Annotated in this window: 23 protein-coding genes and 1 pseudogene; 16 read left to right on the forward strand and 8 right to left on the reverse strand. The window is 62.2% G+C overall.

Translation table 11 applies throughout. The annotated features are described in order from the left end of the window. Positions 1 to 79: 79 nt before the first annotated feature. On the reverse strand, positions 80 to 883 hold the full coding sequence (locus GV818_RS25335; protein WP_161755482.1) for a SirB1 family protein: 804 nt from the start codon (positions 881 to 883) through the stop codon (positions 80 to 82). Positions 884 to 1,065: 182 nt separating this feature from the next. On the opposite strand from GV818_RS25335, the gene GV818_RS25340 reads away from it, so the two are divergent. The 3 genes from GV818_RS25340 (at position 1,066) to GV818_RS25350 (ending at position 2,842) form a co-directional block, all read left to right on the forward strand. After that, complete coding sequence (locus GV818_RS25340) at positions 1,066 to 2,085, forward strand: Leu/Phe/Val dehydrogenase (RefSeq protein WP_161755480.1); 1,020 nt, start codon at positions 1,066 to 1,068, stop codon at positions 2,083 to 2,085. An 80-nt stretch (positions 2,086 to 2,165) separates the two neighbouring features. After that, positions 2,166 to 2,420 (forward strand): hypothetical protein, encoded by a 255-nt coding sequence (locus GV818_RS25345; RefSeq protein ID WP_161755478.1) that lies wholly within the window; start codon positions 2,166 to 2,168, stop codon positions 2,418 to 2,420. After that, positions 2,417 to 2,842: a hypothetical protein gene (locus tag GV818_RS25350; protein WP_161755476.1), complete on the forward strand. Its 426-nt coding sequence runs from the start codon at positions 2,417 to 2,419 to the stop codon at positions 2,840 to 2,842. Before GV818_RS25345 ends, GV818_RS25350 begins: the two co-directional genes overlap by 4 nt. A gap of 177 nt (positions 2,843 to 3,019) precedes the next feature. Here the strand turns inward: GV818_RS25350 and GV818_RS25355 are convergent. Beyond that, positions 3,020 to 3,274: pseudogene (locus GV818_RS25355) on the reverse strand (YebG family protein); the annotation flags it as partial. Positions 3,275 to 3,547: 273 nt separating this feature from the next. Between GV818_RS25355 and GV818_RS25360 the strand changes: the two are divergent. Further along, entirely contained in the window at positions 3,548 to 4,048 is a 501-nt protein-coding gene (locus GV818_RS25360) for a phosphate-starvation-inducible protein PsiE (protein WP_161755472.1), read from the forward strand. Here GV818_RS25360 and GV818_RS25365 read toward each other — a convergent pair. The 3 genes from GV818_RS25365 to GV818_RS25375 form a co-directional block, all read right to left on the reverse strand. Next, the gene (locus tag GV818_RS25365; RefSeq protein ID WP_161755470.1) at positions 4,045 to 4,362 is read right to left on the reverse strand and encodes a DUF3509 domain-containing protein; all 318 of its coding nucleotides are present in this window, start codon (positions 4,360 to 4,362) and stop codon (positions 4,045 to 4,047) included. The genes GV818_RS25360 and GV818_RS25365 overlap by 4 nt on opposite strands. 218 nt (positions 4,363 to 4,580) lie before the next feature. After that, complete coding sequence (locus tag GV818_RS25370) at positions 4,581 to 5,882, reverse strand: serine/threonine transporter (protein ID WP_161777836.1); 1,302 nt, start codon at positions 5,880 to 5,882, stop codon at positions 4,581 to 4,583. A gap of 63 nt (positions 5,883 to 5,945) precedes the next feature. After that, complete coding sequence (locus GV818_RS25375) at positions 5,946 to 7,322, reverse strand: L-serine ammonia-lyase (protein WP_161755466.1); 1,377 nt, start codon at positions 7,320 to 7,322, stop codon at positions 5,946 to 5,948. A gap of 135 nt (positions 7,323 to 7,457) precedes the next feature. Here GV818_RS25375 and GV818_RS25380 point away from each other — a divergent pair, with 135 nt between their 5' ends. Continuing rightward, on the forward strand, positions 7,458 to 8,405 hold the full coding sequence (locus tag GV818_RS25380) for a LysR substrate-binding domain-containing protein (protein ID WP_161777837.1): 948 nt from the start codon (positions 7,458 to 7,460) through the stop codon (positions 8,403 to 8,405). A 213-nt stretch (positions 8,406 to 8,618) separates the two neighbouring features. Next, positions 8,619 to 9,026, forward strand: a complete 408-nt coding sequence (locus GV818_RS25385; RefSeq protein WP_161755462.1) for an HPF/RaiA family ribosome-associated protein — start codon at positions 8,619 to 8,621, stop codon at positions 9,024 to 9,026. A 97-nt stretch (positions 9,027 to 9,123) separates the two neighbouring features. Here the strand turns inward: GV818_RS25385 and fecA are convergent, their stop codons facing one another. The 3 genes from fecA to GV818_RS25400 all read right to left on the reverse strand — a co-directional run bounded on the left by fecA (position 9,124) and on the right by GV818_RS25400 (position 13,123). Then, a complete protein-coding gene (gene fecA, locus GV818_RS25390; protein ID WP_161777838.1) occupies positions 9,124 to 11,478 on the reverse strand; it encodes a TonB-dependent Fe(3+) dicitrate receptor FecA in 2,355 nt (784 codons plus the stop codon). 152 nt (positions 11,479 to 11,630) lie between these two features. After that, positions 11,631 to 12,596: a FecR domain-containing protein gene (locus GV818_RS25395; protein WP_161755458.1), complete on the reverse strand. Its 966-nt coding sequence runs from the start codon at positions 12,594 to 12,596 to the stop codon at positions 11,631 to 11,633. A gap of 8 nt (positions 12,597 to 12,604) precedes the next feature. Next, the gene (locus tag GV818_RS25400) at positions 12,605 to 13,123 is read right to left on the reverse strand and encodes a sigma-70 family RNA polymerase sigma factor (RefSeq protein WP_178125109.1); all 519 of its coding nucleotides are present in this window, start codon (positions 13,121 to 13,123) and stop codon (positions 12,605 to 12,607) included. Between the two features lie 189 nt (positions 13,124 to 13,312). Between GV818_RS25400 and GV818_RS25405 the strand changes: the two genes are divergently transcribed. From GV818_RS25405 to GV818_RS25450, 10 genes are all read left to right on the forward strand, one after another. After that, positions 13,313 to 13,618, forward strand: coding sequence for a DUF3649 domain-containing protein (locus GV818_RS25405; protein ID WP_161755454.1), 306 nt, complete (start codon positions 13,313 to 13,315; stop codon positions 13,616 to 13,618). Then, positions 13,615 to 15,201: a PepSY-associated TM helix domain-containing protein gene (locus tag GV818_RS25410; protein WP_161755452.1), complete on the forward strand. Its 1,587-nt coding sequence runs from the start codon at positions 13,615 to 13,617 to the stop codon at positions 15,199 to 15,201. Before GV818_RS25405 ends, GV818_RS25410 begins: the two co-directional genes overlap by 4 nt. Continuing rightward, positions 15,202 to 15,528, forward strand: a complete 327-nt coding sequence (locus tag GV818_RS25415; RefSeq protein WP_161755449.1) for a DUF3325 domain-containing protein — start codon at positions 15,202 to 15,204, stop codon at positions 15,526 to 15,528. 14 nt (positions 15,529 to 15,542) lie between these two features. Next, the gene (locus GV818_RS25420) at positions 15,543 to 16,118 is read left to right on the forward strand and encodes an RNA polymerase sigma factor (RefSeq protein ID WP_161755447.1); all 576 of its coding nucleotides are present in this window, start codon (positions 15,543 to 15,545) and stop codon (positions 16,116 to 16,118) included. Then, positions 16,115 to 17,104 (forward strand): FecR family protein, encoded by a 990-nt coding sequence (locus tag GV818_RS25425; protein WP_161755445.1) that lies wholly within the window; start codon positions 16,115 to 16,117, stop codon positions 17,102 to 17,104. Before GV818_RS25420 ends, GV818_RS25425 begins: the two co-directional genes overlap by 4 nt. A 169-nt stretch (positions 17,105 to 17,273) precedes the next feature. Continuing rightward, a complete protein-coding gene (locus tag GV818_RS25430) occupies positions 17,274 to 17,681 on the forward strand; it encodes an ExbD/TolR family protein (protein WP_161755443.1) in 408 nt (135 codons plus the stop codon). Between the two features lie 4 nt (positions 17,682 to 17,685). Then, on the forward strand, positions 17,686 to 18,450 hold the full coding sequence (locus GV818_RS25435; RefSeq protein ID WP_161755441.1) for an energy transducer TonB family protein: 765 nt from the start codon (positions 17,686 to 17,688) through the stop codon (positions 18,448 to 18,450). 43 nt (positions 18,451 to 18,493) lie between these two features. Further along, positions 18,494 to 20,734 (forward strand): TonB-dependent receptor family protein, encoded by a 2,241-nt coding sequence (locus GV818_RS25440; protein ID WP_161755439.1) that lies wholly within the window; start codon positions 18,494 to 18,496, stop codon positions 20,732 to 20,734. Positions 20,735 to 20,762: 28 nt separating this feature from the next. After that, entirely contained in the window at positions 20,763 to 21,407 is a 645-nt protein-coding gene (locus tag GV818_RS25445; RefSeq protein ID WP_161755437.1) for a MotA/TolQ/ExbB proton channel family protein, read from the forward strand. A gap of 134 nt (positions 21,408 to 21,541) precedes the next feature. Continuing rightward, positions 21,542 to 22,728, forward strand: a 1,187-nt coding sequence (locus tag GV818_RS25450) for a metallophosphoesterase (RefSeq protein WP_161777839.1), incomplete at its 3' end; no start/stop codon positions are given.

Genomic DNA, 22,728 nt, shown 5'->3' on the forward strand with positions numbered 1-22,728 from the left:
GCGTTTTCATCCTTGAAGTCAAAGGGGTGCGGGGCATTGTGGCATGGGAGGGCGCCGAGACCAGAATCGAGGTCACGGTTCAGTGAACGATGCTGTTGGGTGGCAGATGCCCCAGGCGCTCGGTCAGTCGTAGACGTTGGATAGGATCGTCGCTGAGCAGCAGTGCGTGCTCCAGGTCGAAGCGTTCGGCATTCGGGCATTCCAGGCGCTGGTAGAGGCTGGCCCGAGCCAGGTAGTCGGCGGCATTGCCATTGCCCAGTTCCAGGACCCGTTCGGCATTGATCAGGGCGCCGAGGTTGTCGTCGTAGGACAGGTGCAATTGGCGCAGGTTGCGCGACAGGCGCTGGAACATCTGCAGGGGCTCGGCACTGGCCAGGTGTTCGGCGTTGAGCTTGATATGGGCACCGTACTGGCGTTGCAGCAGTTCCCGGCAGTCGTTGGGGTACAGCCGGCGTCCGCCGCAAGGGTCCAGCAGGTGGTCGGCACCGGGCACCCGCAGCAGGAAGTGCCCGGGAAAATTCACCCCCACCAGGGGAATCTGCAGCCTTTGCGCCAGCTCCAGGGCAATCAGCGCCAAGGCCAGGGGCTGGCCGCGCCGACGTTCCAGGACCTTGTCCATCAGGGCTGCCTGCGGGCGCAGCGGCAGGTGCTCGTCTTGCTGGAAGCCCTGGTCGTTCAGCAGACGCAGCAGGGGTTGGCCCTGCTCGCTGGCGGGCAACAGCGGCAGGCCGGCGCTGATCTGCTGCTGGACCTGCTTGAACCCCTCCAGCAACCGCTCGGGCACCACCGCCGACTCATGCTCGGCAGCAATCCACAGGGCCGCTTCCAGCAGGGCAGGTGGTGAGCGGTGCAGGCAGGCGAAAAAAGCTTGGCGCGGGTTCATCTCAATCTCCGACGGATGCCTCGTTTTAGCCTCGTCGAGTAGGTTCGTCCAGTGTTGAAATATGTGGTGGCAGGTTATTTCCCAAAGCCTGCCAATCCCTCCTGCTTATTCCTGCTCGGCGCAGCAAATTTCAGGCGCAAGCCTATACTGGCGACTACAAGAAGTGATTCGGGAGCCCGTCGATGTTCGCTCTCATGCACAGTACTCGCCTTGAATCGCTGCACCTCAGCGTCGACCCGAGCACCGGGTTGAAGGCAGTCATTGCCATCCACAACAACCGCCTGGGGCCTGCCCTGGGTGGTTGCCGTTATCTCGCCTATCCCGACGATACCAGTGCCGTGGAGGATGCCGCGCGCCTGGCCCAGGGCATGAGCTACAAGGCTGCCCTGGCCGGCCTGTCTCAAGGCGGCGGTACCGCGGTAATCATCCGTCCCGCCCATGTGGAAAGCCGCGCTGCGCTGTTCGAGGCCTTTGGTCGTTGCATCGAGCAATTGGATGGGCGTTACATCACTGCGATCGACAGCGGCACCTCGGTGGCCGACATGGATTGCATCGCCCAGCAGACCCGCTACGTCACCAGTACCACCGCTGCCGGGGACCCGGCTCCTCATGCGGCCATGGGGGTTTTCGCCGGCATTCGCAGCACCGCCATGGCACGCCTGGGCAGCGACAATCTGGAAGGCTTGCGGGTGGCCATCCAGGGCTTGGGCAACGTCGGTTATGCCCTGGCCGAACAACTGCATGCCGCCGGGGCAGAATTGCTGGTCAGCGATATCGATTCCGGCAAGGTGCAACTGGCCATGGAGCAACTGGGTGCGCACCCGATTGCCAATGACTCACTGCTCAGCACCCCTTGCGACATTCTCGCGCCCTGCGGCCTGGGGGCGGTGCTCAACAGCCTCAGCGTGGCGCAACTGCGCTGTGCAGCGGTGGCCGGTTCGGCGAACAATCAACTGACCAACCTGCAGGTTGCCGATCAACTGGAGCGGCGCGGGATTCTCTACGCCCCGGATTACGTGATCAACTCGGGGGGCTTGATCTACGTGTCCCTCAAGCATCGCAATGAAGAACTCTCGGTCATCACTGCCCACCTGTCGAAGATCAGCCTGCGCCTGACGGAAATCTTCGCCCATGCCCAGGCAGAAAAACGCTCCCCGGCGCGAGTGGCCGACGAACTGGCGGAGCGGGTGCTGTACCGCTAGGCATTCATGCCTTAACCCTTCGCGCCGCTCTCTGTAACATCCGGCTCCAGAGCACCCACTGACAAGGACTGTATTGAACGATGCTTGAAGCGCTGGAGAGTGGGTTGGATGAGCCGTTGTCCTGCCTGTTGCGGGCGGGGGCGGACATTGAGTCGGTTCGCGATGTTCTTGTGTCGTACCGGGACAAGGGCTTTGCCGCAGAGGCCGTATACAACTACCTGGCATCGCTCAGGCTTGGCGCATCGCAAGTGCTCGAAGACCGAGTTCTGGAAGCCATGGATATCGCCTCAGGCTATTGCTCCGAAGGCGCCAGGGTGTGGGACCTCGCGCAATGACCGTGCCAGATACTGACCAGCCATTGGCCGGGTGTTCCCTCAGGCAACTGCAGTTGTACGCAGCGGCATGCCTGGCGGCTTACTGCGAACGAAAAGGCATTGGCCACCCGTCTGTTGATGACTTGCTAAAGCACCTGGAGGGCTACCCGGAAAAGGGCAGTTTACTGGCGTGGGAGAGAGCCGGGGCGCTGCTGGCATTGAATGGTCGCGGAGATGATTGGCCCCAGGAGCTTGCCGCTTTGATCGCGCCTGAAGAGGTCGAGGCATTCGCCTGCATCGTTGATAGCGCGGTTGAGGTGGGAATTGTTGAGCTGTATGGCGACTCAACAGATTTGCCCCTGACCTTTGTGCGCAAGATCACTTCCCTGCTGCGTCGCAACGCTATCGAATTGCCTGATCCGCCAGGGATAACGGCAATTTAGCCAGCCACTGCAGCAGTGGCACCCTTGCATTCGCCGGCATGAAAAAAGCCCTGTGCCGTGGGCACAGGGCTTATTCAATTTGCGTGAAGCCTATTTCGCAGCCTTGGCCGCTTTTGCCGGTTTGGCCGGCGCCTCGACTTCGGCGGGTTGCTGCGCTTCAACAGCCTCCACTGCGGGAGCGGGGGCACTGAGCAACTCGGACAACGCATCCGGCTGGCTCTTGAATGCCTTGGCGAACACATCGCGGTTTTTCGCCATGTAGATCCCGGCTTCTTCCACCTGCTGCTCGCTCAGCGACGGCACGGCTTTTTGCAACACTTCGGCGAGCAACTCAGCCAGTTCGAGCATTTTGTCATGACGATCAGCTTCGGCTTTATCCATGAACAAGCGCTCCAGATCTCGGCTGCTGCGGTATACCACTTCGACGGCCATTCACCACCTCACATGCCTTCACGATAATGGGTCTGTATAAATACTGTATCTATATACAGGTCGAGAGAATAGGCGAAACCCTTTCCCTTGGATAGTGGCTTTTTAATGTAGACGGAAATTTTTTCTATGTGGCCGAGGTCACATCATGCCAACGTGCCTCATCGCATCCAGCCAGCCTCTCACCAACGGGCTCCTGGCCTTTTTTCTGCATGCAGAACAACCGTCACGTCCGATCCGCATCATCCGGTCGAAACGACCTAAGGAAGAACCACCGTGAAAATCAATTGGGCCGAGAACCTGCGACAGAACGTCCATCAATTGGCCGAGTCCCTGGGTAACCTGTTCGTCGAGACATTCCATTACCTGGCACTGTTCGCCATTGGCGCGGTAACCGCTTGGGCTGCGGTGATGGAATTTTTACAGATGATCGAGGCGGGCCACATCAAGATCGACGACATCCTGCTGCTGTTCATCTACCTGGAATTGGGGGCGATGGTCGGCATCTACTTCAAGACCAACCACATGCCGGTGCGCTTTCTGATCTACGTGGCGATCACTGCGCTGACCCGGTTGCTGATCTCCAACGTCTCCCACCACAACCCGCCGGATATCGGGATCATCTACCTGTGTGGCGGGATCCTGCTGCTGGCCTTCGCGATCCTGGTGGTGCGCTACGCCTCGTCGCAATTCCCTTCGGTGAAGATCCAGCACCCGCAGCGCAAGATCGGTGCGGGCTCCGGCGAGCATCCGGAAGTGGAAAAGGGCGAGCTTTAACACCTCAGGGCGAGGGGCGCGGGTGCCTGGCCTGCGGGGGGCGGCAGCTTGAAGCTGTCGCCGTTGGTCATGGCTTCGAGGATGGCCACGGCGCTGTGTCCCTGCTCGATGGCGATGCCGAATTGAATGCTTTGCACCAGGCGCTTGATCCGCTGCGGGTCATTGCGCTGGGCCGCACTGATCATGCGCTTGGCCACTACCCGGCCGGCTTGGGACAGGGTCAGCATGATGCTGCCGTCCAGGCCCTGGATGCTCAGGTTGACCTGATAGTCCGGGGTGAAAGTGTCGGTAATCAGTTGAAAAGGGCTGTCCATGGTGCGTCACCACTTGATTGGATCGTGCAGTCATTGACTGGCAAGGCGTGGAATTAGTTCGCGATTCCAGACCACTGGCCGGTCGTTCGCCGAGGGTTGCCAACGTCCATATTCCTCAAGTGCGATAAAGCAAAGGACATGCCGGGAAACTCGCCGAGCAATGATTGCGGGCACAAAAAAGCGGACCATCAGGTCCGCTTTTTTTATCCCGGTCCGTTTCAGGGCAGGAACGAGTAAATGATCGCTGACAGTGCGATCAGGCCGATCAGCACCACGAACAGGTTCGACAGCTGGCCCGAATACTGGCGCAGTGAAGGCACCCGCTGGATCGCGTACATCGGCATCAGGAACAGCAGGCAGGCAATCACCGGCCCGCCCAGGGTTTCGATCATGCCCAGGATGCTAGGGTTGAACGTGGCCACTGCCCAACAGGCGAGGACCATGAACAGAGCGGTGATCTTCTCCAGGCGGCCGGCCGACAGGGAGCGACCGCGGCCGCGCAGGCTTTTCACGATCAGCCCCTGGAAGCCTTCGCTGGCGCCGATGTAGTGGCCGAGGAACGACTTGGTGATGGCCACCAGGGCGATCAGCGGTGCGGCATAGGCGATGACCGGGGTCTGGAAGTGATTGGCCAGGTACGACAGGATCGAGATGTTCTGTGCCTTGGCTGCCATCAGGTCCGCTGGCGACAAGGCCAGCACGCAACTGAAGCAGAAGAACATCACCGTCAACACCATCATGCCGTGGGCCATGGCCAGGATGCCGCTGCTCTTGCGCTCGGCCTGGGCGCCGTACTCACGCTTCTGATCCACCGCGAAGGCCGAGATGATCGGCGAGTGGTTGAAGGAAAACACCATCACTGGAATCGCCAGCCACAGGGTCTTGAAGAACAGCGACAGGGACATGCCTTCGCTGGCCGAGGCGAAGAACGCGCCGTTCCAGTTGGGGATCAGGCTCAGGGCCAGCAACAGCAACGCGGCCACGAAGGGATAGACCAACAGGCTCATGGCCTTGACGATGAAGCCCTGGCCGCAGCGCACAATGGCCATCAGGCCGAGGATCAGCAGCAGCGACAGCAGCGCCCGAGGGGGCGGGGTCATGTGCAACTGGTGCTCCATGAAGCTGCCCAGGGTGTTGGTCAGGGCCACGCTGTACACCAGCAGGATCGGGAAGATGGCGAAGAAGTAGAGCAGGGTGATCAGCTTGCCGGCGCCGACCCCGAAATGTTCTTCCACCACCTCGGTGATGTTCCCGGAACGTCCCGAGAGCACGAAGCGGGTCAGGCCGCGGTGCGCGAAGAAGGTCATGGGGAAGGCCAGCAGCGCCAGCACGATCAATGGCCAGAAACCACCGACCCCGGCGTTGATCGGCAGGAACAGGGTGCCGGCGCCGATGGCGGTGCCATACAGGCCGAGCATCCAGGTGGTGTCGTGCTTGCTCCAACCTTTTTCGGCCGTTGCGGTGTCGCGGTGTGTCGCTACAGCAGGGTTTTCGACAGCAGGTGTAGGTACATCGGTCATCGGTATCGCCTCGTTATTATTCTTGCTCGGGCTCACGTGGTTCGGACGGTCAGGGAAGGCTCCTCAGCATTCCACCCAGCTCACTGCCAGGCCGCCCCGTGAAGTCTCTTTGTATTTGTCGTGCATGTCGGCGCCGGTGTCGCGCATGGTGCGGATCACCCGGTCCAGGGAAATGAAGTGCTGGCCGTTGCCGCGCAGGGCCATCTGGGTGGCGTTGATCGCCTTCACCGCGGCAATCGCATTGCGCTCGATGCAGGGCACCTGCACCAGCCCGCCAACGGGGTCGCAGGTCAGGCCGAGGTTGTGCTCCAGGCCGATTTCAGCGGCGTTCTCCAGTTGCTCGGGGGTGGCCCCGAGAACTTCCGCCAGGCCGGCGGCGGCCATGGCGCAAGCCGAGCCCACTTCGCCCTGGCAACCGACTTCGGCGCCAGAGATGGAGGCGTTTTTCTTGCACAGGATGCCCACCGCGGCGGCTCCTAGAAAGAACGCCACGACATCGTCGTCAGAGGCCTGGGGATTGAATTTCATGTAGTAGTGCAGCACCGCCGGGATGATTCCCGCCGCGCCGTTGGTGGGGGCGGTGACCATGCGTCCGCCGGCGGCGTTTTCCTCGTTCACCGCCAGGGCGAACAGGTTGACCCACTCCATGGCAGAGAGTGTCGAGGTGATGACGTTGGGCTTGCCGATTTCCAGCAGGCTGCGGTGCAGTTTGGCTGCGCGCCGAGGCACGCCCAGGCCTCCGGGCAGGGTGCCTTCGTGGTGCAGGCCTTGCTCGACGCATTCGCGCATCACCGACCAGATATGCAGCAGGCCGCTACGGATCTCAGCGTCACTGCGCCAGGCTCGTTCGTTGGCCATCATCAGTTCGCCGACCCGCAGCTTGTGCTGCTTGCACAACGCCAGCAGTTGCGCGGCGCTGTTGAAGTCATAGGGCAATTCGACACTGGCGCCGGCCTCGGTCCCGGCCTCGACCTGGGCCGCCTCGATAATGAAACCGCCGCCCACCGAGTAGTAGGTCTGCTCGAACAGCTGGGTGTTTTCGTCAAAGGCCGTCAGCGACATGGCATTGGGGTGGTAGGGCAGGCTTTCGTCCAGTAACAGCAAGTCCTGGTACCAGTCGAAGGCAATGGCAGTACGGCCACCCAGCAGCAACTCGCCACTGTCGCGCAACTGCTGGATCCGCGGATCGATGCTGGTAGGGTCGATGCTGTCCGGCCATTCACCCATCAAGCCCATGACGCTGGCGCGGTCGGTGGCGTGACCGATACCGGTGGCGGACAGGGAGCCGTAGAGACGGATCTGCACACGCCGCACCTGTTGCTCCAGGCCTTGCTCGAAGAGCGCCTGGACGAACGTCGCGGCCGCCCGCATCGGGCCCACGGTGTGGGAACTGGAGGGGCCGATACCGACTTTGAAGAGATCGAAAACACTGATAGCCATGCTAAAGCCTTACAAGCAATGGAAGGTAGATCGCTGCCATTTTTTGTAGGCCAAGCGCAATGTCGGCGATACTGCCCGCCTGGGTCAGCACTGACCAACGAAACTTCCTAAGAGATCCTTTAGCAGGACTAAACGATGAGCCGTCAGTTTCATGCCCAGACCTATGTCTGGCTGCATGTGTTTTCCTGTGCCGCGCGGCACCTGTCCTTTACCCGCTGCGCGGAGGAACTGCACATCACTCCCGGGGCGGTCAGCCAGCAGATCCGCCAGTTGGAAGAACGCCTGGGTTTCCGCCTGTTTCACCGCCGGGCCCGAGGCGTCGAACTGAGTGCCGAGGGCCAGCGCCTGGCCCTGACCGTGAGCGAGGCCTACGGCAGTATCGATGCCGAATTGCGCCGCCTGGACGCCGGAATGATCGGCGGTACGCTGCGCCTGCGTTCGATTCCTTCGTTCCTCGGCAAGTGGCTGACCCCACGCCTGCCGCGCCTGCAGCAGCGTTACCCGGAAATCCAACTGCGCCTGGTGGCGGAGGACAGCAGCGTGGCCCTGCACGAAGGCGACTTCGACCTGGCCATCGACCTGAACGACGGCAGCTATCCCGGCCTGCAATCCACTGCGTTGCTGGATGAGCAGATTTTCCCAGTGTGCGCACCGAGCCTGCTGCGGGGCCGGCCGCCGCTGCACGGTCCGGTCGACCTGCTGCATTTCCCGTTGCTGCATGACATCACCGCCTGGCGCGGCAGCTACGAGTACGCCGAGTGGGAGTTCTACCTGAATGCCATTGGCTTTGAAGGCGCGGATGTGCGCCGTGGCCACACCTTCAACCGCAACCACCTGACCATCGAGGCGGCGATCGCTGGCATGGGGGTGGCAATTGCCCGGCGGACCCTGCTCAACGACGAGCTGGAGCGTGGCACCTTGATCGTGCCCTTTGGCCTCGCGGTGCCCAATCACAAGCGCTATGTATTGCTCTATGCACCAGGCGCGCTGAATCACCCGGGCGTGCGCGCGGTGCATGACTGGCTGGTGGAGGAGGCGGCGATTTTTCGCGGCCTGCACCCTCTGGGAGAGGGGCAATTGTGAGCGCTTGCGACTGCAGCCTGAGCCGAGCTAACTCCCGACATTAACAGCGCTATTGCAGTTTGTCCGGGTTTATTTGCGTATGAATATTTATCTTTTTTCAGGGCTTGAAATGTTCGTCGCGGTGCCTAATTGTGTAATCAAGAGGTCACGAAATGCAGGTTCAAGTGCATTGCCTTGACCCTCTTACGAGCAAGCTGAAATAAGGGAAGAACTATGCAAATCCAAGTCCATAGCGATAACCATATTCAAAGCAGCCTTCGGTTGGAGGAGTGGGTGCGCAGCACCGTTGAAAGCACGCTCGAACGCTACGAAGAAGACCTCACCCGGGTAGTGGTCCACCTGCGGGACGAGAACGGCGGAAAGTCAGGTCCGGACGATATGCGCTGCCAGCTGGAAGCCCGTCCGAAAGGTCACCAACCCATTTCCGTGACCCACAAGGCCGACACACTGGAACAGGCCATCGACGGCGCCACCGTCAAGCTGGAAAGTGCTTTGGAACACATGTTCGGCAAACTGCGCGGCAAACGTGCGGCGGCCGTGCCCAGCACCGATGGCAGCGAGGCTGATGCCTTGCTCGAAGAAGAATTCCTGGAAAACCAACAGGCCGCGCTCAATAGTTGACGGCTGAGTTTTACCCCCCACCGACGGGCCTGCATTGCAGGCCCGTTTTCGTTTGCGCTGCCAACGCCGGCCAGCCGGCGCAGGTCATGGTCGCTGGTCAGAATGCCACAGAGGTCTGTACGTAGAGGGTGCGGGGTTCACCCACGTACTTGCCCTTGTTGTTGTCGTCGAAGGAACGGGTGAAGTACTGGTGGTTGAAGATGTTCTTCACCCCCACCGCGACATTCAGGTCCGACAGCTGCGGGCCGAAGTCGTAACCGGCGCGGCTGCTGAACAGCATGTAGCCGGGGATGCGCCCGGTGCTGCCGTCGGCGCTCTCGGTGGCGGTGTTGGCGTTGTCGGCGAACTGGCTGCTCTGGTAGCTGCTGTCGAAGTTGAGCTTCCACGGGCCTTCGGTGTAGCTCATGCCCAGGGTGCCTTTGTGCTTGGAAGAAAAGGGCACGCGGTTGCCCTTGTTCGCCCCGTCTTCGCGAATGCTGGCGTCGACGTAGGCGTAGGTGGCGTAGACATCGAAACCCGCCAGGGCCGGGTCCAGGCCGTCGAGGGCATAGTTGATGCTGCTCTCGATGCCCTGGTGACGGGTTTCGCCCCGGGCGATCACCGTGTCGTTGGTCTGGTTGCTGTCGTACTGGTTATCGAAGTTGATCAGGAACGCCCCGATCTCTGCCCGCAGAGCGCCATGGTCATAACGGGTGCCCACTTCCCAGGTGCGAGCCTTTTCCGGTTTGACTTCGCCGCTGGCCACGCGGTTGGGCATCTGGCTGTACTGCACGCTGCCGAAAGAGCCTTCGGTGTTGGCGTAGAGGTTCCAGCTGTCGTTGAGGTGATACATCACGTTCAGTGCCGGCAGCGCGGTGTTGTAGTCGCCTTTGTATTTGACGTGGCTGAGGTTGTTGCTCTGCTGCGACTCGATCATCTCGTAGCGGATGCCCGGGGTCAGGGTCCACTTGCCGATGTCGATCCGATCGTCGACAAAGAACGCGTGGGCTTCGGTGCCGCCACGGGTATCACGGTCGTTGCGACTACGGGTGGTCGGCAGTTGCTGATTGGCCGTGAGTGGCGTGCGATAGCGCAGTTCGTGGCCGGCTTCGTTGATGTAGCGATAACCGACGCCCACTTCGTGGCTGCTGTCGCCCAGGTCGAAGCCCTGGGCGAAGCGGGTTTCCAGGCCGCGCACCCAATATTCCCGAGGCGACAGGGAAAGGAAGCTGCCCTGGTCCAGGTAGCCGCTGCGCAGGGTCTTGGTGAAGAAGCTGTTGACGGTGAATTCCCGGCGATCTTCCTGATAGCGGTAGCCGACGTTGAACATCGTCCGGCGACCCCAGAACTTGTCGTAGGGGCGGGTCGACTGATACGGGTCGGCCTTGTAGTTCGCCACGTTCAGGCCGCCGGGCATGTCCGCCTGGCCTTCATAGTACTGGGCCATGGCGTTGAAGCTGTTGGCCTCGTCGAGTTGGTACTTGCCCTTGAGGATCAGGTCGTCGATCTGCGTGTCGCTGTGTTCGCGCCAGTCGCCGCCGCGGGTGCCGGAATACAGCAGGGCACCGCCCAGGCCATTGTCGGCGGTACCGCCGGCCAGCAGGTTGCCGGTTCTCTTGAAACCGTCACGGCTGGAGGACGGGCTGGTCTCGGTCTGAAAACCACCCTTGACCGTCGGTGCGTCGGGAATCGCCCGGGTCACGAAGTTGACGATGCCGCCGACGTTCTGCGGGCCGTAGCGCACGGCACCGCCGCCACGCACCACATCCACTGCGTCCATGTTGCCCATGCTGATGGGGGCGAACGACAGTTGCGGCTGGCCGTAGGGGGCGAACGGCACCGGGATGCCATCCATCAGCACTGTGGAGCGTGATGCCAGGCGCGGATTGAGCCCGCGGATGCCGAAGTTCAGCGCCATGTCGTGGCTGCCGGTGCCGTTGTTTTCCGGTGCATTGACCCCGGGTATGCGGTTGAGCACATCCCGCGCCTGGGTCGCGCCCTGGCGCTCGAACTCTTCACGGCGGATCACATCCCGGGCACCAGGGTGCTCGAAGACGTTGCTCTGCTGGGCATCGCCGAGCCAGTCGCCGACCACGGTGGACGCTCCCAGTTGCAGCGCTGCCGGGCTACTCTCGGTGCTTGCCGGTTGCAGGCTGAAGGCATTGTTGCCCTCGGCCCGGGCTTGCAGGCCGGTGCCTTGCAACAGGGTCTGCAAACCTTCTTCAGGGCTGTAGTGACCTTCCAGGCCGTGGCTTTGTACACCGCTGGCGACCTGCGAACCGAAGGAAATCAGCACCCCGGCTTCACGCCCGAACTGGTTCAGCGCGCTTTCCAGTGATGTCGGGGCGATGTGATAGCTCTTGGCCTCGGCGGCCTGCACCAATGACAGGTTGGCAAGGCTCAGGCTGGCTCCCAGCAGCAAGTGGCGCAGGCTGCGGGCCAGGGGAGTGAGGCGGGTGGGTTGCTGGGTCATGAGCGGCGATCCTGAGAAGGGGGAATCAAGGTGGCTTTCCTTCTCTGTCACCCGAGCCGGGCAAAACGGCTCATCGGTCATGAAAGTTTTTTTCCTGGCCTGGAGCACGCCCCATGTAGTGGCCGTGGTTCAGGGTCAGCAGCGGGTCAGAATTACACCCGCGCCTCGACAGTGACCCAGTACCGGGTAAACCGCCGTACTTTGACAGGCAGGCTGATTTCCAGCAGATCGAGAATCCGTTCGCTGTCCTCCAAGGGATAGCTGCCGGAAATCAGCAGGTCCGCCACCCGCGCATCGCAGTTCAACTGGCCACGGCGGTAACGCCCCAGCTCGTCGAGAAAATCCGCCAGGCGCATGTGCGCCGCCACCAGCATGCCTTCGCTCCAGGCGCCGCTGCCCGCATCCAGCGCCCGGGGGGCTTGCCAGCTGTTGCTGCTGAAATACAGTTGCTGCCCGGCGGGCACCGCGGGCGGTGTCGCCGGGTAATTCTCCGGCAGCACGCTGGCAGTACCGCTGAACACCGCCACCTGGGTGCGATCCTGGAATTGCCGCAGGTTCAACCTGGCACCTGCGGAGCGCACCAGCCCCTGGGCGGTCTGCACCAGCAGTGGCCGCGGGTCCTTGCTGCTGCTGAGCATGATCTCGCCCTCCAGCAGGCGGATCAGCCGTTGCTCGCGGTCAAAATGCACATCCACGGCACTGCGGGTGTTGAGTTGCAGTTGGCTGCCATCACTCAGTTGCAACGTGCGTCGCTGGCCCACGGCGCTGCGGTAGTCCGCTAGCAGCGGCGGCAGTGGGTTGTGTTCACGCAGGCCCCAGGCCGCAGCCGAACCGGCGCCGAGAATCAGCAGCAGCTTCAGCGCCTGGCGCCGGCTGCCGGACTGAGGTGCGTTCAAGGCGGCATGGGCCAGGGGCGAGGACAAACCGCGCAAACGCAGATTGACCCGCTGGATATGCTCCCAGGCCCGTTGATGTTCGCTGTGGGCATCGTGCCATTGCTGCCAGGCCTGTTGCTGGCGCGGGTTCAAGGGGCCGCCCTGCATTTCGATCAGCCAGTGCACCGCCTGCTCGGCCACCTGATTGCTGAAGTCGGGCTGGCCATTGAATTGTGGATTCATCGCGGGGCTCACAGGGCGAAGTAGCAGCGCATGGCGGCTTTATTCAGGTGGCGTTTGACCGTGGCGATGGAAATGTTCAGCTCCTGGGCGATTTCGCCGTAGGTCAGGCCGTCCAACTGACACAGCAGAAAGGCGCGCTTGACCGGGCGCGGCAAGCCATCGAGCAGTACATCCAGCTCCATCAGGGTCTGCAGGATGATGGCTCGCTCCTCCTCGGAGGGGGCTACCTGCTCCGGCATCTGCGCCAGGGTTTCCTGATAGGCGCGTTCCAGGTCCTGACGCCGGTAGTGGTTGCACAGCACTCGTTTGGCGATGGTGGTGAGAAACGCCCGAGGTTCGACCAGGGTCGGTGTTTCCCGGGCGCTGAGCACGCGGATAAAGGTGTCCTGGGCCAGGTCGGCGGCGCTGTGGGGGCAGCCGAGCCGGCGCCGCAACCAGCTGTTCAGCCAGCTGTGATGGGCCTGATAGAGGCCTTCGACGGTAGCGGAGTGGGACAAGCCGAACGCTCCTGCGGCAATCGCACGCATAAGAGAACAAGAATTGTTCGCATTGTAATGTTCTGATATGGCATTCGGCAATCAGCCCGGACCGATGGAAACAGACGGAGCTCGTCGGTGCTTTTTGCGTATGAGAATATTTATCATTAGTATTGTCCGCCTATTGCGTCCGGCCGCTTATGCAACGTCCCGGGCTTCTCCTCGCTGTAAGGTCCAAACATGAAAAGCAAGGTCGGCGGAACTCCCGCTTCCTATCGTCTGGCGGTTGCCTCGCGGGTCTGCGCTGCGGTTGTGGGTGGTTATCTGTTGGCGGCGCTGTCCAGTGTCTGCCTGACCTTGTTGCTGCCCTTGCCCCAGGCCGATGCGGTGGTCAGCGGGATGCTCAGCTCGTTCCTGTTCTACCTGGTGGCGGTGCTCTGGTGCTTTGCCTGTCGCACGGCCTGGCAGGCCTGGCTCGGCTTGTTGGTGCCGAGCCTCGGGCTGGGGCTGATCGCCGGCGGTGCGTATTGGATGGCGTTCCCATGAAAGAAGGGTTTCGTCAGTCCATGGCCTGGTTGCACACCTGGAGCGGGCTGCTGTTCGGTTGGCTGTTGTTCGCGATTTTTCTCACCGGGACCTTGTCCTACTTCAAGGATGAGATCACCCACTGGATGCAGCCGGAGGCGCCGTCCCGAACCTTGAACGCCGATGCCAGCCTGGAAGTCGCCCAGCGCTACCTGGAGCAGCACGCCCAGGGGGCGCAACGTTGGTTCATCAATCTGCCCGATGGCCGCCAGCCAAGCCTGTCGGTGGGCTGGCAGGCGCCGAGCAAGCCCGGTGAACGCGGCACCTTTACCGAGAAACTCCTGGACCCGACTACCGGCGGCGAACTGCATGTACGGGACACCCGTGGCGGCGAGTTCTTCTACCGCTTCCACTTCCAGTTGCAGATGCCCTATCCATGGGGCCGGTGGTTGTCGACCACGGCGGCCATGGTGATGTTCGTGGCGCTGATCAGCGGCATTATTACCCACAAGAAAATCTTCAAGGACTTCTTCACCTTCCGTCCGCGCAAGGGCCAGCGCAGCTGGCTTGATGGGCATAACGCGGTGGGCGTGCTGGTGCTGCCGTTTCACTTGATGATCACCTACAGCAGCCTGGTGATCTTCATGTCCATGGTCATGCCGGCGAGCATCCTGGCGTCCTACAAGGGCGACACCGATGCCTTCTTCAAGGACCTGCGTCCCGCCATCAACAGCGCGCCGGCAGCCGGGCAGCCGGCACCGCTGGTGGCCCTCGACCCGCTGCTCAAGCAGGCCCTGGCGCATTGGCCGGGCGGTCGTGTGGGACGGCTGGTGGTCAATCATCCGGGAGATATCAATGCCTCAGTTCTGGTCTATCGCCACCGCGCCGATCAGGTAGCCCGGGACTTCGGCAGCATGCGCTCGTTCAGCGGCGTGACCGGCCAGCCGCTGCAAGCCAGCCCCGAGCAGTCCCTGCCGCAGGCCATCAGCGGCAGTTTCTACGGCTTGCACGTGGGCAATTTCGCCGGCCCGGTGTTGCGTTGGCTGTACTTTATCTGTGGCCTGGCGAGCACCGCGATGATCGGCACCGGGCTGGTGATCTGGCTCGGCAAGCGCCAGTTGAAACACGCCAAGAGTGCGGTGATGCCCTTCGAGTTGCGGCTGGTGGAAGTGCTGAACATCGCCAGCATGTCCGGGCTGGTAATCGCGGTGGCGGGGTTCTTCTGGGCCAATCGGCTGTTGCCGGTGGCGTTCGCCGAGCGTGCCGATTGGGAGGTCAACTGCTTCTTCATTCTCTGGGGCGTGAGCCTGCTGCACGCGGCGCTGCGGCGCGGCCGTCGCGCCTGGGTCGAGCAACTGAGCCTGGCTGCCCTGTTGTTCACCAGCATTCCATTGCTCGATGCCCTGACCAGCCCTAGCCGGATGGATGGCTTCATGGTCCGGGGTGACTGGATGTTGGCAGGCTTCGACCTGGCGTGCCTGGCTGGCGGCCTGTTCCTGGCCTGGGCCGCGCGCAAGATGCAGCGCGCCGGGCATGTTGCCGCCCGTGCCGCGCCGCGTGCCACCCGTACACGTCCACTGGCCCCTGAAACCGAGGTGAACTGAATGCTCCTGGCGTTGCTGCTCTGTTATGCCGGATTCACCGCCCTGTGCCTGTCCCTGGACCGGCACCACGGCGAGCTGTTCGGCTACAAGCCCACGGCTCGGCGCCGGCATGGCTTGCGCCTGGGAGGCTGGCTGCTGCTGGGCCTGTCGTTGGCGGCAGCGGTGCTGGATACCGGCTGGAGCCTGGGGCTGGTGCAGTGGTGTGCGGTGTTGATGTGCAGCGCCTTGCTGCTGGTACTGCTGCTGCCTTATCGCCCCCGCCTGGTGCTGTCGATGGCGGGGGCCAGCTTGCTGGCCAGTCCGGTCGCCGCCTTGGCGCATTTCTGAGGGAGCGGCCGGTGATGAGCACCCTGCCACCGGAACCCACTGAGTTGGATCACCCCGATCCACGGGGCAGCCGTGCGCATTTTCTCCAGGTGTTCCTGTCCCAGCGTTCGCAGATGGAGGCCCTGGTCAGCCGTCGGGTCGGCTGCCGGGCGACGGCCGCCGACCTGGTGCAGGACCTGTTCCTGCGGTTCTGGCGTCGGCCGCTGGTGCAGGTCGAGGAACTCAGCACCTACCTGCTGCGCTGTGCCGGCAACATTGCCATCGATCATCTGCGCAGTGAAGGCGCGCGGGTGCGGGTCAGTGAAGGCTGGTTGCCGGAGCAGCAGGACAACCGCAGCATCGAGCCCCAGGCCGCGCTGGAAGCCGGCAATGACCTGCGACATGTGGAGGCCGCCTTGCGCAGCCTGCCGGAGCGTACCCGGCAGATCTTCCTGCTCAACCGCATCCATGGGCGAAAGTACGCCGAAATTGCCAAGGCCATGGGGCTGTCCCAAAGTGCCGTGGAAAAACATATGATGCGCGCCCTCGAAGCCTGCAAGGCCAGCCTGCGGGAACCCGCGACCACGCGCACGCCAAGGAATGCACCGTGAACCACCGCTCCTGCGTCATCCCGACGCCCGCCCAGGAACAGGCCGCCCTGGCCTGGCTGAGCCTGCTCCACGATCAACCCAGCAGCGGCGACCAGGCTACCTTCAGCCATTGGCTGCAGGCCGATCCGGCACATATCGAGGCTTATGCCCAGGCCCAGGTGCTGTGGGAGTTGAGCGAACAACCGGCGCGCACTCTGGCGACCGAGGAAGCTTTTGCCCTGCAAGGATTGTTGCGTGCCATGGATGCGGCCAAGGGGCGCGCTCGGCGGCGCTGGTCGGCAGGCCTGGCCATGGCCGCCAGTGTGGTGCTGGCGGTGGCCTTGGGGGCCGGTTGGCAACTCGGGCGCTGGGTCGATGACCTGGGAGCCGATTACGTCTCGGCCCCGGGCCAGGTACGTACCGTGGTTCTCGCCGACCAGAGTGCTGTGACCCTGGATGCCGACAGTGCGATTGCTGTGGATTTCAGCCATGGCGAACGGCATGTGCAACTGCGGCGCGGGGCCGGTTTCTTCAGCGTGAGCCATACCGGGCAACCCTTCGTGGTCGAGGCCGGGCAGGGCGAGGCCCGGGTCCTGGGCACCCAGTTCGAAGTGCGCCTGCAACCCGGGGGTGCGCAGGTCACGGTGCTGTCCGGGCGGGTTGCCGTCACCGCGGCAAAAGGTGCGCCGCAGCAGGTGCTCGGCGCCAGCCAGCAAGTGGCGTACGGCCAGGGCGAGGCAGAACCGTTGCATGGCGTCGACAGCGAGGCGCAACTGGCCTGGCGTCAAGGCTGGCTGAACTACTATCACGCGCCCTTGGCCGAGGTGGTCGAAGACCTGCGACGCTATTTTCCGGGACGTATCCTGATGCTCAACAATCAGTTGGCTGACCGACGGGTCAGTGGCAGCTTTTCCAGCCATGACCCGCAGGCAGTTCTCGACTCCCTGCAGGCGGCGCTGGGCTTTGAGCAGCACAAGGTACTCGGAAGGCTCATCGTCCTGCGCTGAGACCCCCATCCCAGAGCTCCCGAACATTCATCGATATCACCCCGTTCTGTCACTAAACCGTTACACGTAGCGCGGATGATCTGCGCATTCCTGAACACATGGTCAGGATCGGCGAGGGTTGTGATTCAGCTCTCACAAGGGAGGGATGGCTGAAGCAGGGGGACAAGTGATGCGCAGCTGGGATGTAGCTAAAAAGAAAAAGGCCCATATCGAAATCATCCCGATGATCGATGTGATGATGTTCCTCTTGGTGTTTTTCGTACTCATCAGCCTCAACGTGATTCCGGCGGTGGGGATCAAGACGCAATTGCCGGTCGCCAGTACCGCGCAACAACTGAAACCGCAGAGCAAGGCGGTGATTACCCTGGGTCTGCAAGAGCGCCTGCAACTCGATGGCCAGGACCTGGATGAAGGTACGCTGTTGGCACAACTTAAAGTGCTTAACGACAGCAGCGAAAAGTTGGTGATCATTATTAATAGCGACCAGGGTGTTGAAGTTAAGCGCCTGGTATCGGTGATGGATTTGCTCAAGGGCAATGGCTTCTCTTCCGTCTCTATCGCTACACGTAAGTCCTGACGCCATGTTTGGTTTATATAAAACCCGCAAGTTGGTGGCGTGCTTGTTGCCGGCCGCTTTGCTGGCACTGGTCATTTACGCCAGCCAGTTGCAAAGCCTGCAGATCAAGCCGGTCTACGACGAGAGCACGGTAGAGATTGCGCTGATTGATGCCGCTGAACTGGTGGCCGCAGTCGAGCCAGTGCCTCCTGAGCCCGAGCCGCTGCCGATCGAACCCGAGCCACCGCTGGTGGTGCCGGATGAAGAGCCGCTGGTGATCGAGCCGCCGAAACCCAAGCCCGTGCTCAAGCCGAAACCGCCCGTGCCCAAGCCGTTGGTGGCCAAGCCCCAACCGCCCCGACCGGCACCGGTGGAAGTCGCCAAGAGTGCCCCGGCTCCGCAGCCCGCGGTGGCGGCAGCGCCGCGACCGGCGGTTGCCGCACCGACACCTGCACCAGTGCCTGCTCCGGCAGCGCCCAATGGTGCGATCAAGGAAAGTCTGTACACCGCCGCTTTGCGCAAGGAACTGGAAAAGCACAAGCAATACCCCAGCGGCCGCGAGGCCTCGTTGCAACGTCCCCAGGGCGATGTGGTGATCTGGCTGGAAGTCGATCGGGCCGGCAACGTGCTCGACAGTGGCATCGAAAACAAGGCGCCGAACATGTTGCTCAATCGCGCTGCGCAAACCAGTTTGCGCCGCGTGGAGAAAGTCTCACCGTTTCCCTCGGATGCATTCTCCGGCAAGAACAAGCAACGGTTTACCGCGACCTTTAGTTACAACGTGGAATAAACCCATCACCTATTAACGAAAGTTGTAAGCAAGGGATTGACCCGTGAAGATCAATAAACTTTATGCCCTGCTTCTGGCATCGGGCCTGGGCAGTTTTGCGCCATTGGTTTTGGCCGACGATACAGTTGACGTCGGTTCGGTGAACGTTGCCGGTAAACAGACCCTGGGCAACGGCCACATGATCAAGGAAGAAAGCGCCAAGGGGCGCTCCACCGTGACCAAGGAAGCCATGGACCAGATGGCCCCCACCGCCAACGCCGTGGACAAGCTCAAGTACACCCCGGGGATCAACGTTTCCAGTACCGACGCCACGGGCCTGAGCGGCACCAACTTCACCATGCGCGGGATGAACTCCGACCAGGTCGGGCTGTCCTCCGACGGCTTCCCGATCAACGACTCGGGGGACTACGCGATTTACACGAACCTGATGGGCGACCCGGAGAACTTAAGTGAAGTCTTCGTCACCCAGGGCTCGTCGGAAGCCGACGGCCCGCACATTGGCTCCAGCGGCGGCAACATCGGCCTGGTGACCATACGCCCGAGCAAGGACTTCGGCGTGTTCGCCAAGCAGTCCATCGGCTCGAACAACGTGCGCAAGAGCTTCGCCCGTCTCAACACCGGTGACCTGGGCGGCTTCAAGACCTGGGTCTCGGCGTCCCACACCGAGGGCGACAAGTGGCGGGGCAAGGGCACCCTGCGGGCCGACAAGATCGAGTGGAGCACGCTGTTCGAAGACGGCAACGGCAACTCAACCAGCGCCATCGTCAAGTACAACCTGCAGGAGAACTACAACTACAACAGTGTCAGCAAGTCGCAGTTCCAGACCCAGGGCCGGCGCCTGGACTACTCGGAAAACACCGTGTTCAAGAACGGCAACGTGTCCCAGTCCTACAAGCTCAACCGTAACCCGTTCGAGAGCGTGACCGCTTCGGTGACCCAGCGCTTCCAGCTGCGCGACGACCTGAGCCTGACCTTCAACCCGTACTACGTCTGGTCCAACGGCGGCAGCTTCAGCGGCCAGACCGCCACCACCTTGTCCAGCACCTCAAGCAAGGCCGGCAACTACAACCTCAGCGGCTTGCCCACTGGCACTTACTATCGCCCGTCATGGACCGAGACCTGGCGCCCCGGGATGACCACCAAGCTCAAGTGGGACCTCAACGAAGCACACAGCCTGGACTTCGGCTACTGGTACGAGCGCGCCCGCCAGCGCCAGACCCAGCCCTTCATCGGGATCAAGGGCAACGGTGCGCCGGAGGATGTCTGGGGCGACTACAACGGTTCCGACCAACTGGTGGACCGCAATGGCGCCACGGTCCAGGGCCGGCACCAATACACCGTGACCCCGGCGCAGAAGCTCTGGGTGCAGGACACTTGGCAGGCGACCCCGGACCTGACCCTGACCGGGGCCCTGGCCTACCAGTACGTGGAACGTGACGGCGACAACCTCGGCAGCCTCACCGACAAACCGGAAAAACGCGACGCCAAGTACCACCAGTTCCTGCCCAGCTTCAACGCCAAGTACCAGATCGACCCGAACAATCAGGCGTTCTACAACGTCACCCGCAACATGCGCACGCCGCCCAACTACGTGCTCTACAACAAGGGTGACGCCATCAGCCTGAAACCCGAGCTGAGCTGGAACCAGGAACTGGGCTGGCGCTACAGCGAAGAGAACATGGCCCTGAGCGCAACCTTGTTCTACATCAGCTTCAAGGATCGGCAGATCTCTACCACCGACCTCAATGGCGACTATGTAGTGGCCAACGTCGGCGAAGTGAAGAACCGCGGCCTGGAGCTGGAGTGGAGCGGCAAGTTGCCGCACAACTTCAACTACTACGCCTCGTACACCTACACCAAGTCCGAGCAGATGGACGACCTGACCAACAAAAACGTGCTGTTGCCGACCTCCGGCAAACAGTTGGCCAACGTGCCGCAGAACATGCTCAACCTGAGCCTGGGCTACGACGACTCGCGCTACTACGGCAACGTCGTCGGCAAGTACGTCGGCGCCTTCTACGGCGACCTGACCAACGACGAGAAGATCTCCGGGCGCACTGTGTTCGACCTCAATGCCGGTATCCACTTGCCGGTGGACAAGAAAGTGCTGAAGTCCGCGACCTTGCGCTTCTCCATGCTCAACGTGTTCGACAAGGAATACCTGGCCTCGACCCGCACCGTGTCGTTCAACACCCAGCGCACCAATGGCCTGGCGCCGAGCACAGCCTTCTACAACGTCGGTGAAGAACGCACCGCGATGGTCTCCCTGGAAGCCGGGTTCTGATTCGATTCAGGCACAAGAGGAAATGACGATGGACATGAATCTGCTGCACGACATCACCTTCTACACCATGTACGGCGCCGCCGCGATTGCCGCTTTTATCGCGGTGGAACGGGGCATCTACTTCAGTTTCAGCCTGCGCCAGGCGAAGAAACTGGAGGCCGTGCTCAACCCGAAAATGCACAGCGTCGACGACCTGCCCGCTGCGCTGCGCGAGCGCAACAGCCTGCCCCTGGAGATGCTTGGCGAACTGTTCGCGCACAAGCAGGGGCTGGCCAGCCACAAGGACCTGGAAGACCTCAGCGAGTCGATCTACATCGCCACCCGCAGCAAGCTGATGCATGGCCTGTGGCTGCTGGAAACCGTGGTTACTGCCGCACCGCTGCTGGGCCTGCTGGGGACCATCCTGGGGATCATCGACACCTTCAAGGCCCTGGCCGAGACCGGCGTCAGCGATCCTGGCGAAGTGTCCAAGGGCATCGGCACTGCGCTGTACGCCACTGCTTTGGGGATCGCCATCGCCCTGGGCAGCATGATCTTCCATAACCACTTCCAGGATCGGGTCGAGCGCATCACCGATCACCTGAAGATCCTCCTGCTGCGTGCCGGTATGGGCACGGCGCTAAAGGCTCCAGCGGCTGCGCCAGCGGTCCACGCCAGCCTGCAACCGGCTTGATGATCTACCCTCTGTAGCCGCTGGCGCAGGGAGTGATCGACGGCGAAGCCGACACTGTTTTTCAGCGTCCTTCGTCGTCTGATCGCGCTCTTCGCCAGCGGTATTTTTTTGCCGACTTGCCAAGGACTCTTTTCATGTCGCGTCTTCCTTCCATGCCTCGGCTGCTAGGTGCACTGACCCTGGCCCTGGTCACCCTGGCCGGTTGCAGTTCCTTGTCACACGAACCGCAACCGGTGGCGGTGAACATCGTCGCCATCAACGATTTGCACGGCTACCTGCAAGCCAACCCCTTCAGCATCAGGGACCCGCAAGCCCCGGGCGGCGTGCGCAAGCTCCAGGCGGGCGGCATTGCTACCCTCGGCGGCATGCTCGGCCAACTGCGCCAGCAGGACCCGCAATTGCTGTTCGTCGGTGCCGGCGACCTGGTGGGCGGTAGCCCGCCGCTGTCGGCCATGTGGGCCGACGAGCCGACCCTGGACGCCCTGCGCCAGATGGGCATGAAACTCAGCGCCATCGGCAACCACGAGCTGGATAACGGCAAGGCCGAGTTCCTGCGCCAGCTCAACGGTGGCTGCCAGTCATCGCGGCCGGACAAAGCCTGCCAGTTGCGCCCCAACTACCCGGGCAGCGGTTTCCCTTACCTGGCGGCCAACCTGATCGACAGTGACACCGGCAAACTGCTGTTGCCGGCCTATCGCATCGAAGAGGTGCGTGGGGTCAAGGTGGCGTTTGTCGGCGCAGTCCTGCGGGATGTGGCCTCAGTGGTCAGTGCCAAGGGCATGCGTGGCCTGCAGGTCACGGATGAAGCCGAATCCATCAATAAGTTGATCCCCGAACTCAACGCCCAGGGGGTCAACGCGATTGTCGCGGTGGTTCACCAGGGCGGTGGCACCCCGGAGCCTTTCGACAAGCCTGACTGCTCGCAACTCGGTGGTGACATTGTCGATGTCGCCAGGCGCCTCGACCCGGCAGTGGACGTGCTGATCAGCGCCCACTCGCACCAGGGCTACCTGTGCAAGGTCGGGCCGCTGCTGGTGACCCAGGGCAATTCCTACGGCCATTTGCTGACCCACCTGACCCTGCAAGTGACCCCGGGCCAACATCGGGTAGCCAGCATCCAGGCGGTCAACCTGGTGGCCGATCCGGCGCGTTATCCACAGGACAAGGCCCTGGCCGAACTGCAGCAGGAGGTCGAAGCCCGCAGCAACCAAGTGCTGCTCAAGCCGGTGGGCGCGATTGCCGCTTCGCCAATTGCCCGACGTGCCGACGACGCCGGGGAAATGCCCCTGGGCGACCTGATCGCCGATGCACACCTGGCGGG

It is taken from the genome of Pseudomonas sp. Fl4BN1, assembly GCF_009908285.1.
Lineage (GTDB): Bacteria > Pseudomonadota > Gammaproteobacteria > Pseudomonadales > Pseudomonadaceae > Aquipseudomonas.

Excerpts from the sequence above, each read along its gene's own strand:
- GV818_RS25375 (WP_161755466.1), bottom strand. The coding sequence starts at position 7,322 with ATGGCTATCAGTGTTTTCGATCTCTTCAAAGTCGGTATCGGCCCCTCC.
- fecA (WP_161777838.1), bottom strand. The coding sequence starts at position 11,478 with ATGACCCAGCAACCCACCCGCCTCACTCCCCTGGCCCGCAGCCTGCGC.
- GV818_RS25365 (WP_161755470.1), bottom strand. The coding sequence starts at position 4,362 with ATGGACAGCCCTTTTCAACTGATTACCGACACTTTCACCCCGGACTAT.
- GV818_RS25420 (WP_161755447.1), top strand. The coding sequence starts at position 15,543 with ATGAGCACCCTGCCACCGGAACCCACTGAGTTGGATCACCCCGATCCA.
- GV818_RS25385 (WP_161755462.1), top strand. The coding sequence starts at position 8,619 with ATGCAAATCCAAGTCCATAGCGATAACCATATTCAAAGCAGCCTTCGG.
- GV818_RS25445 (WP_161755437.1), top strand. The coding sequence starts at position 20,763 with ATGGACATGAATCTGCTGCACGACATCACCTTCTACACCATGTACGGC.
- GV818_RS25430 (WP_161755443.1), top strand. The coding sequence starts at position 17,274 with ATGCGCAGCTGGGATGTAGCTAAAAAGAAAAAGGCCCATATCGAAATC.
- GV818_RS25415 (WP_161755449.1), top strand. The coding sequence starts at position 15,202 with ATGCTCCTGGCGTTGCTGCTCTGTTATGCCGGATTCACCGCCCTGTGC.
- GV818_RS25345 (WP_161755478.1), top strand. The coding sequence starts at position 2,166 with ATGCTTGAAGCGCTGGAGAGTGGGTTGGATGAGCCGTTGTCCTGCCTG.
- GV818_RS25370 (WP_161777836.1), bottom strand. The coding sequence starts at position 5,882 with ATGACCGATGTACCTACACCTGCTGTCGAAAACCCTGCTGTAGCGACA.
- GV818_RS25410 (WP_161755452.1), top strand. The coding sequence starts at position 13,615 with ATGAAAGAAGGGTTTCGTCAGTCCATGGCCTGGTTGCACACCTGGAGC.
- GV818_RS25335 (WP_161755482.1), bottom strand. The coding sequence starts at position 883 with ATGAACCCGCGCCAAGCTTTTTTCGCCTGCCTGCACCGCTCACCACCT.
- GV818_RS25395 (WP_161755458.1), bottom strand. The coding sequence starts at position 12,596 with ATGAATCCACAATTCAATGGCCAGCCCGACTTCAGCAATCAGGTGGCC.
- GV818_RS25435 (WP_161755441.1), top strand. The coding sequence starts at position 17,686 with ATGTTTGGTTTATATAAAACCCGCAAGTTGGTGGCGTGCTTGTTGCCG.
- GV818_RS25380 (WP_161777837.1), top strand. The coding sequence starts at position 7,458 with ATGAGCCGTCAGTTTCATGCCCAGACCTATGTCTGGCTGCATGTGTTT.
- GV818_RS25340 (WP_161755480.1), top strand. The coding sequence starts at position 1,066 with ATGTTCGCTCTCATGCACAGTACTCGCCTTGAATCGCTGCACCTCAGC.
- GV818_RS25350 (WP_161755476.1), top strand. The coding sequence starts at position 2,417 with ATGACCGTGCCAGATACTGACCAGCCATTGGCCGGGTGTTCCCTCAGG.
- GV818_RS25405 (WP_161755454.1), top strand. The coding sequence starts at position 13,313 with ATGAAAAGCAAGGTCGGCGGAACTCCCGCTTCCTATCGTCTGGCGGTT.
- GV818_RS25400 (WP_178125109.1), bottom strand. The coding sequence starts at position 13,123 with ATGCGTGCGATTGCCGCAGGAGCGTTCGGCTTGTCCCACTCCGCTACC.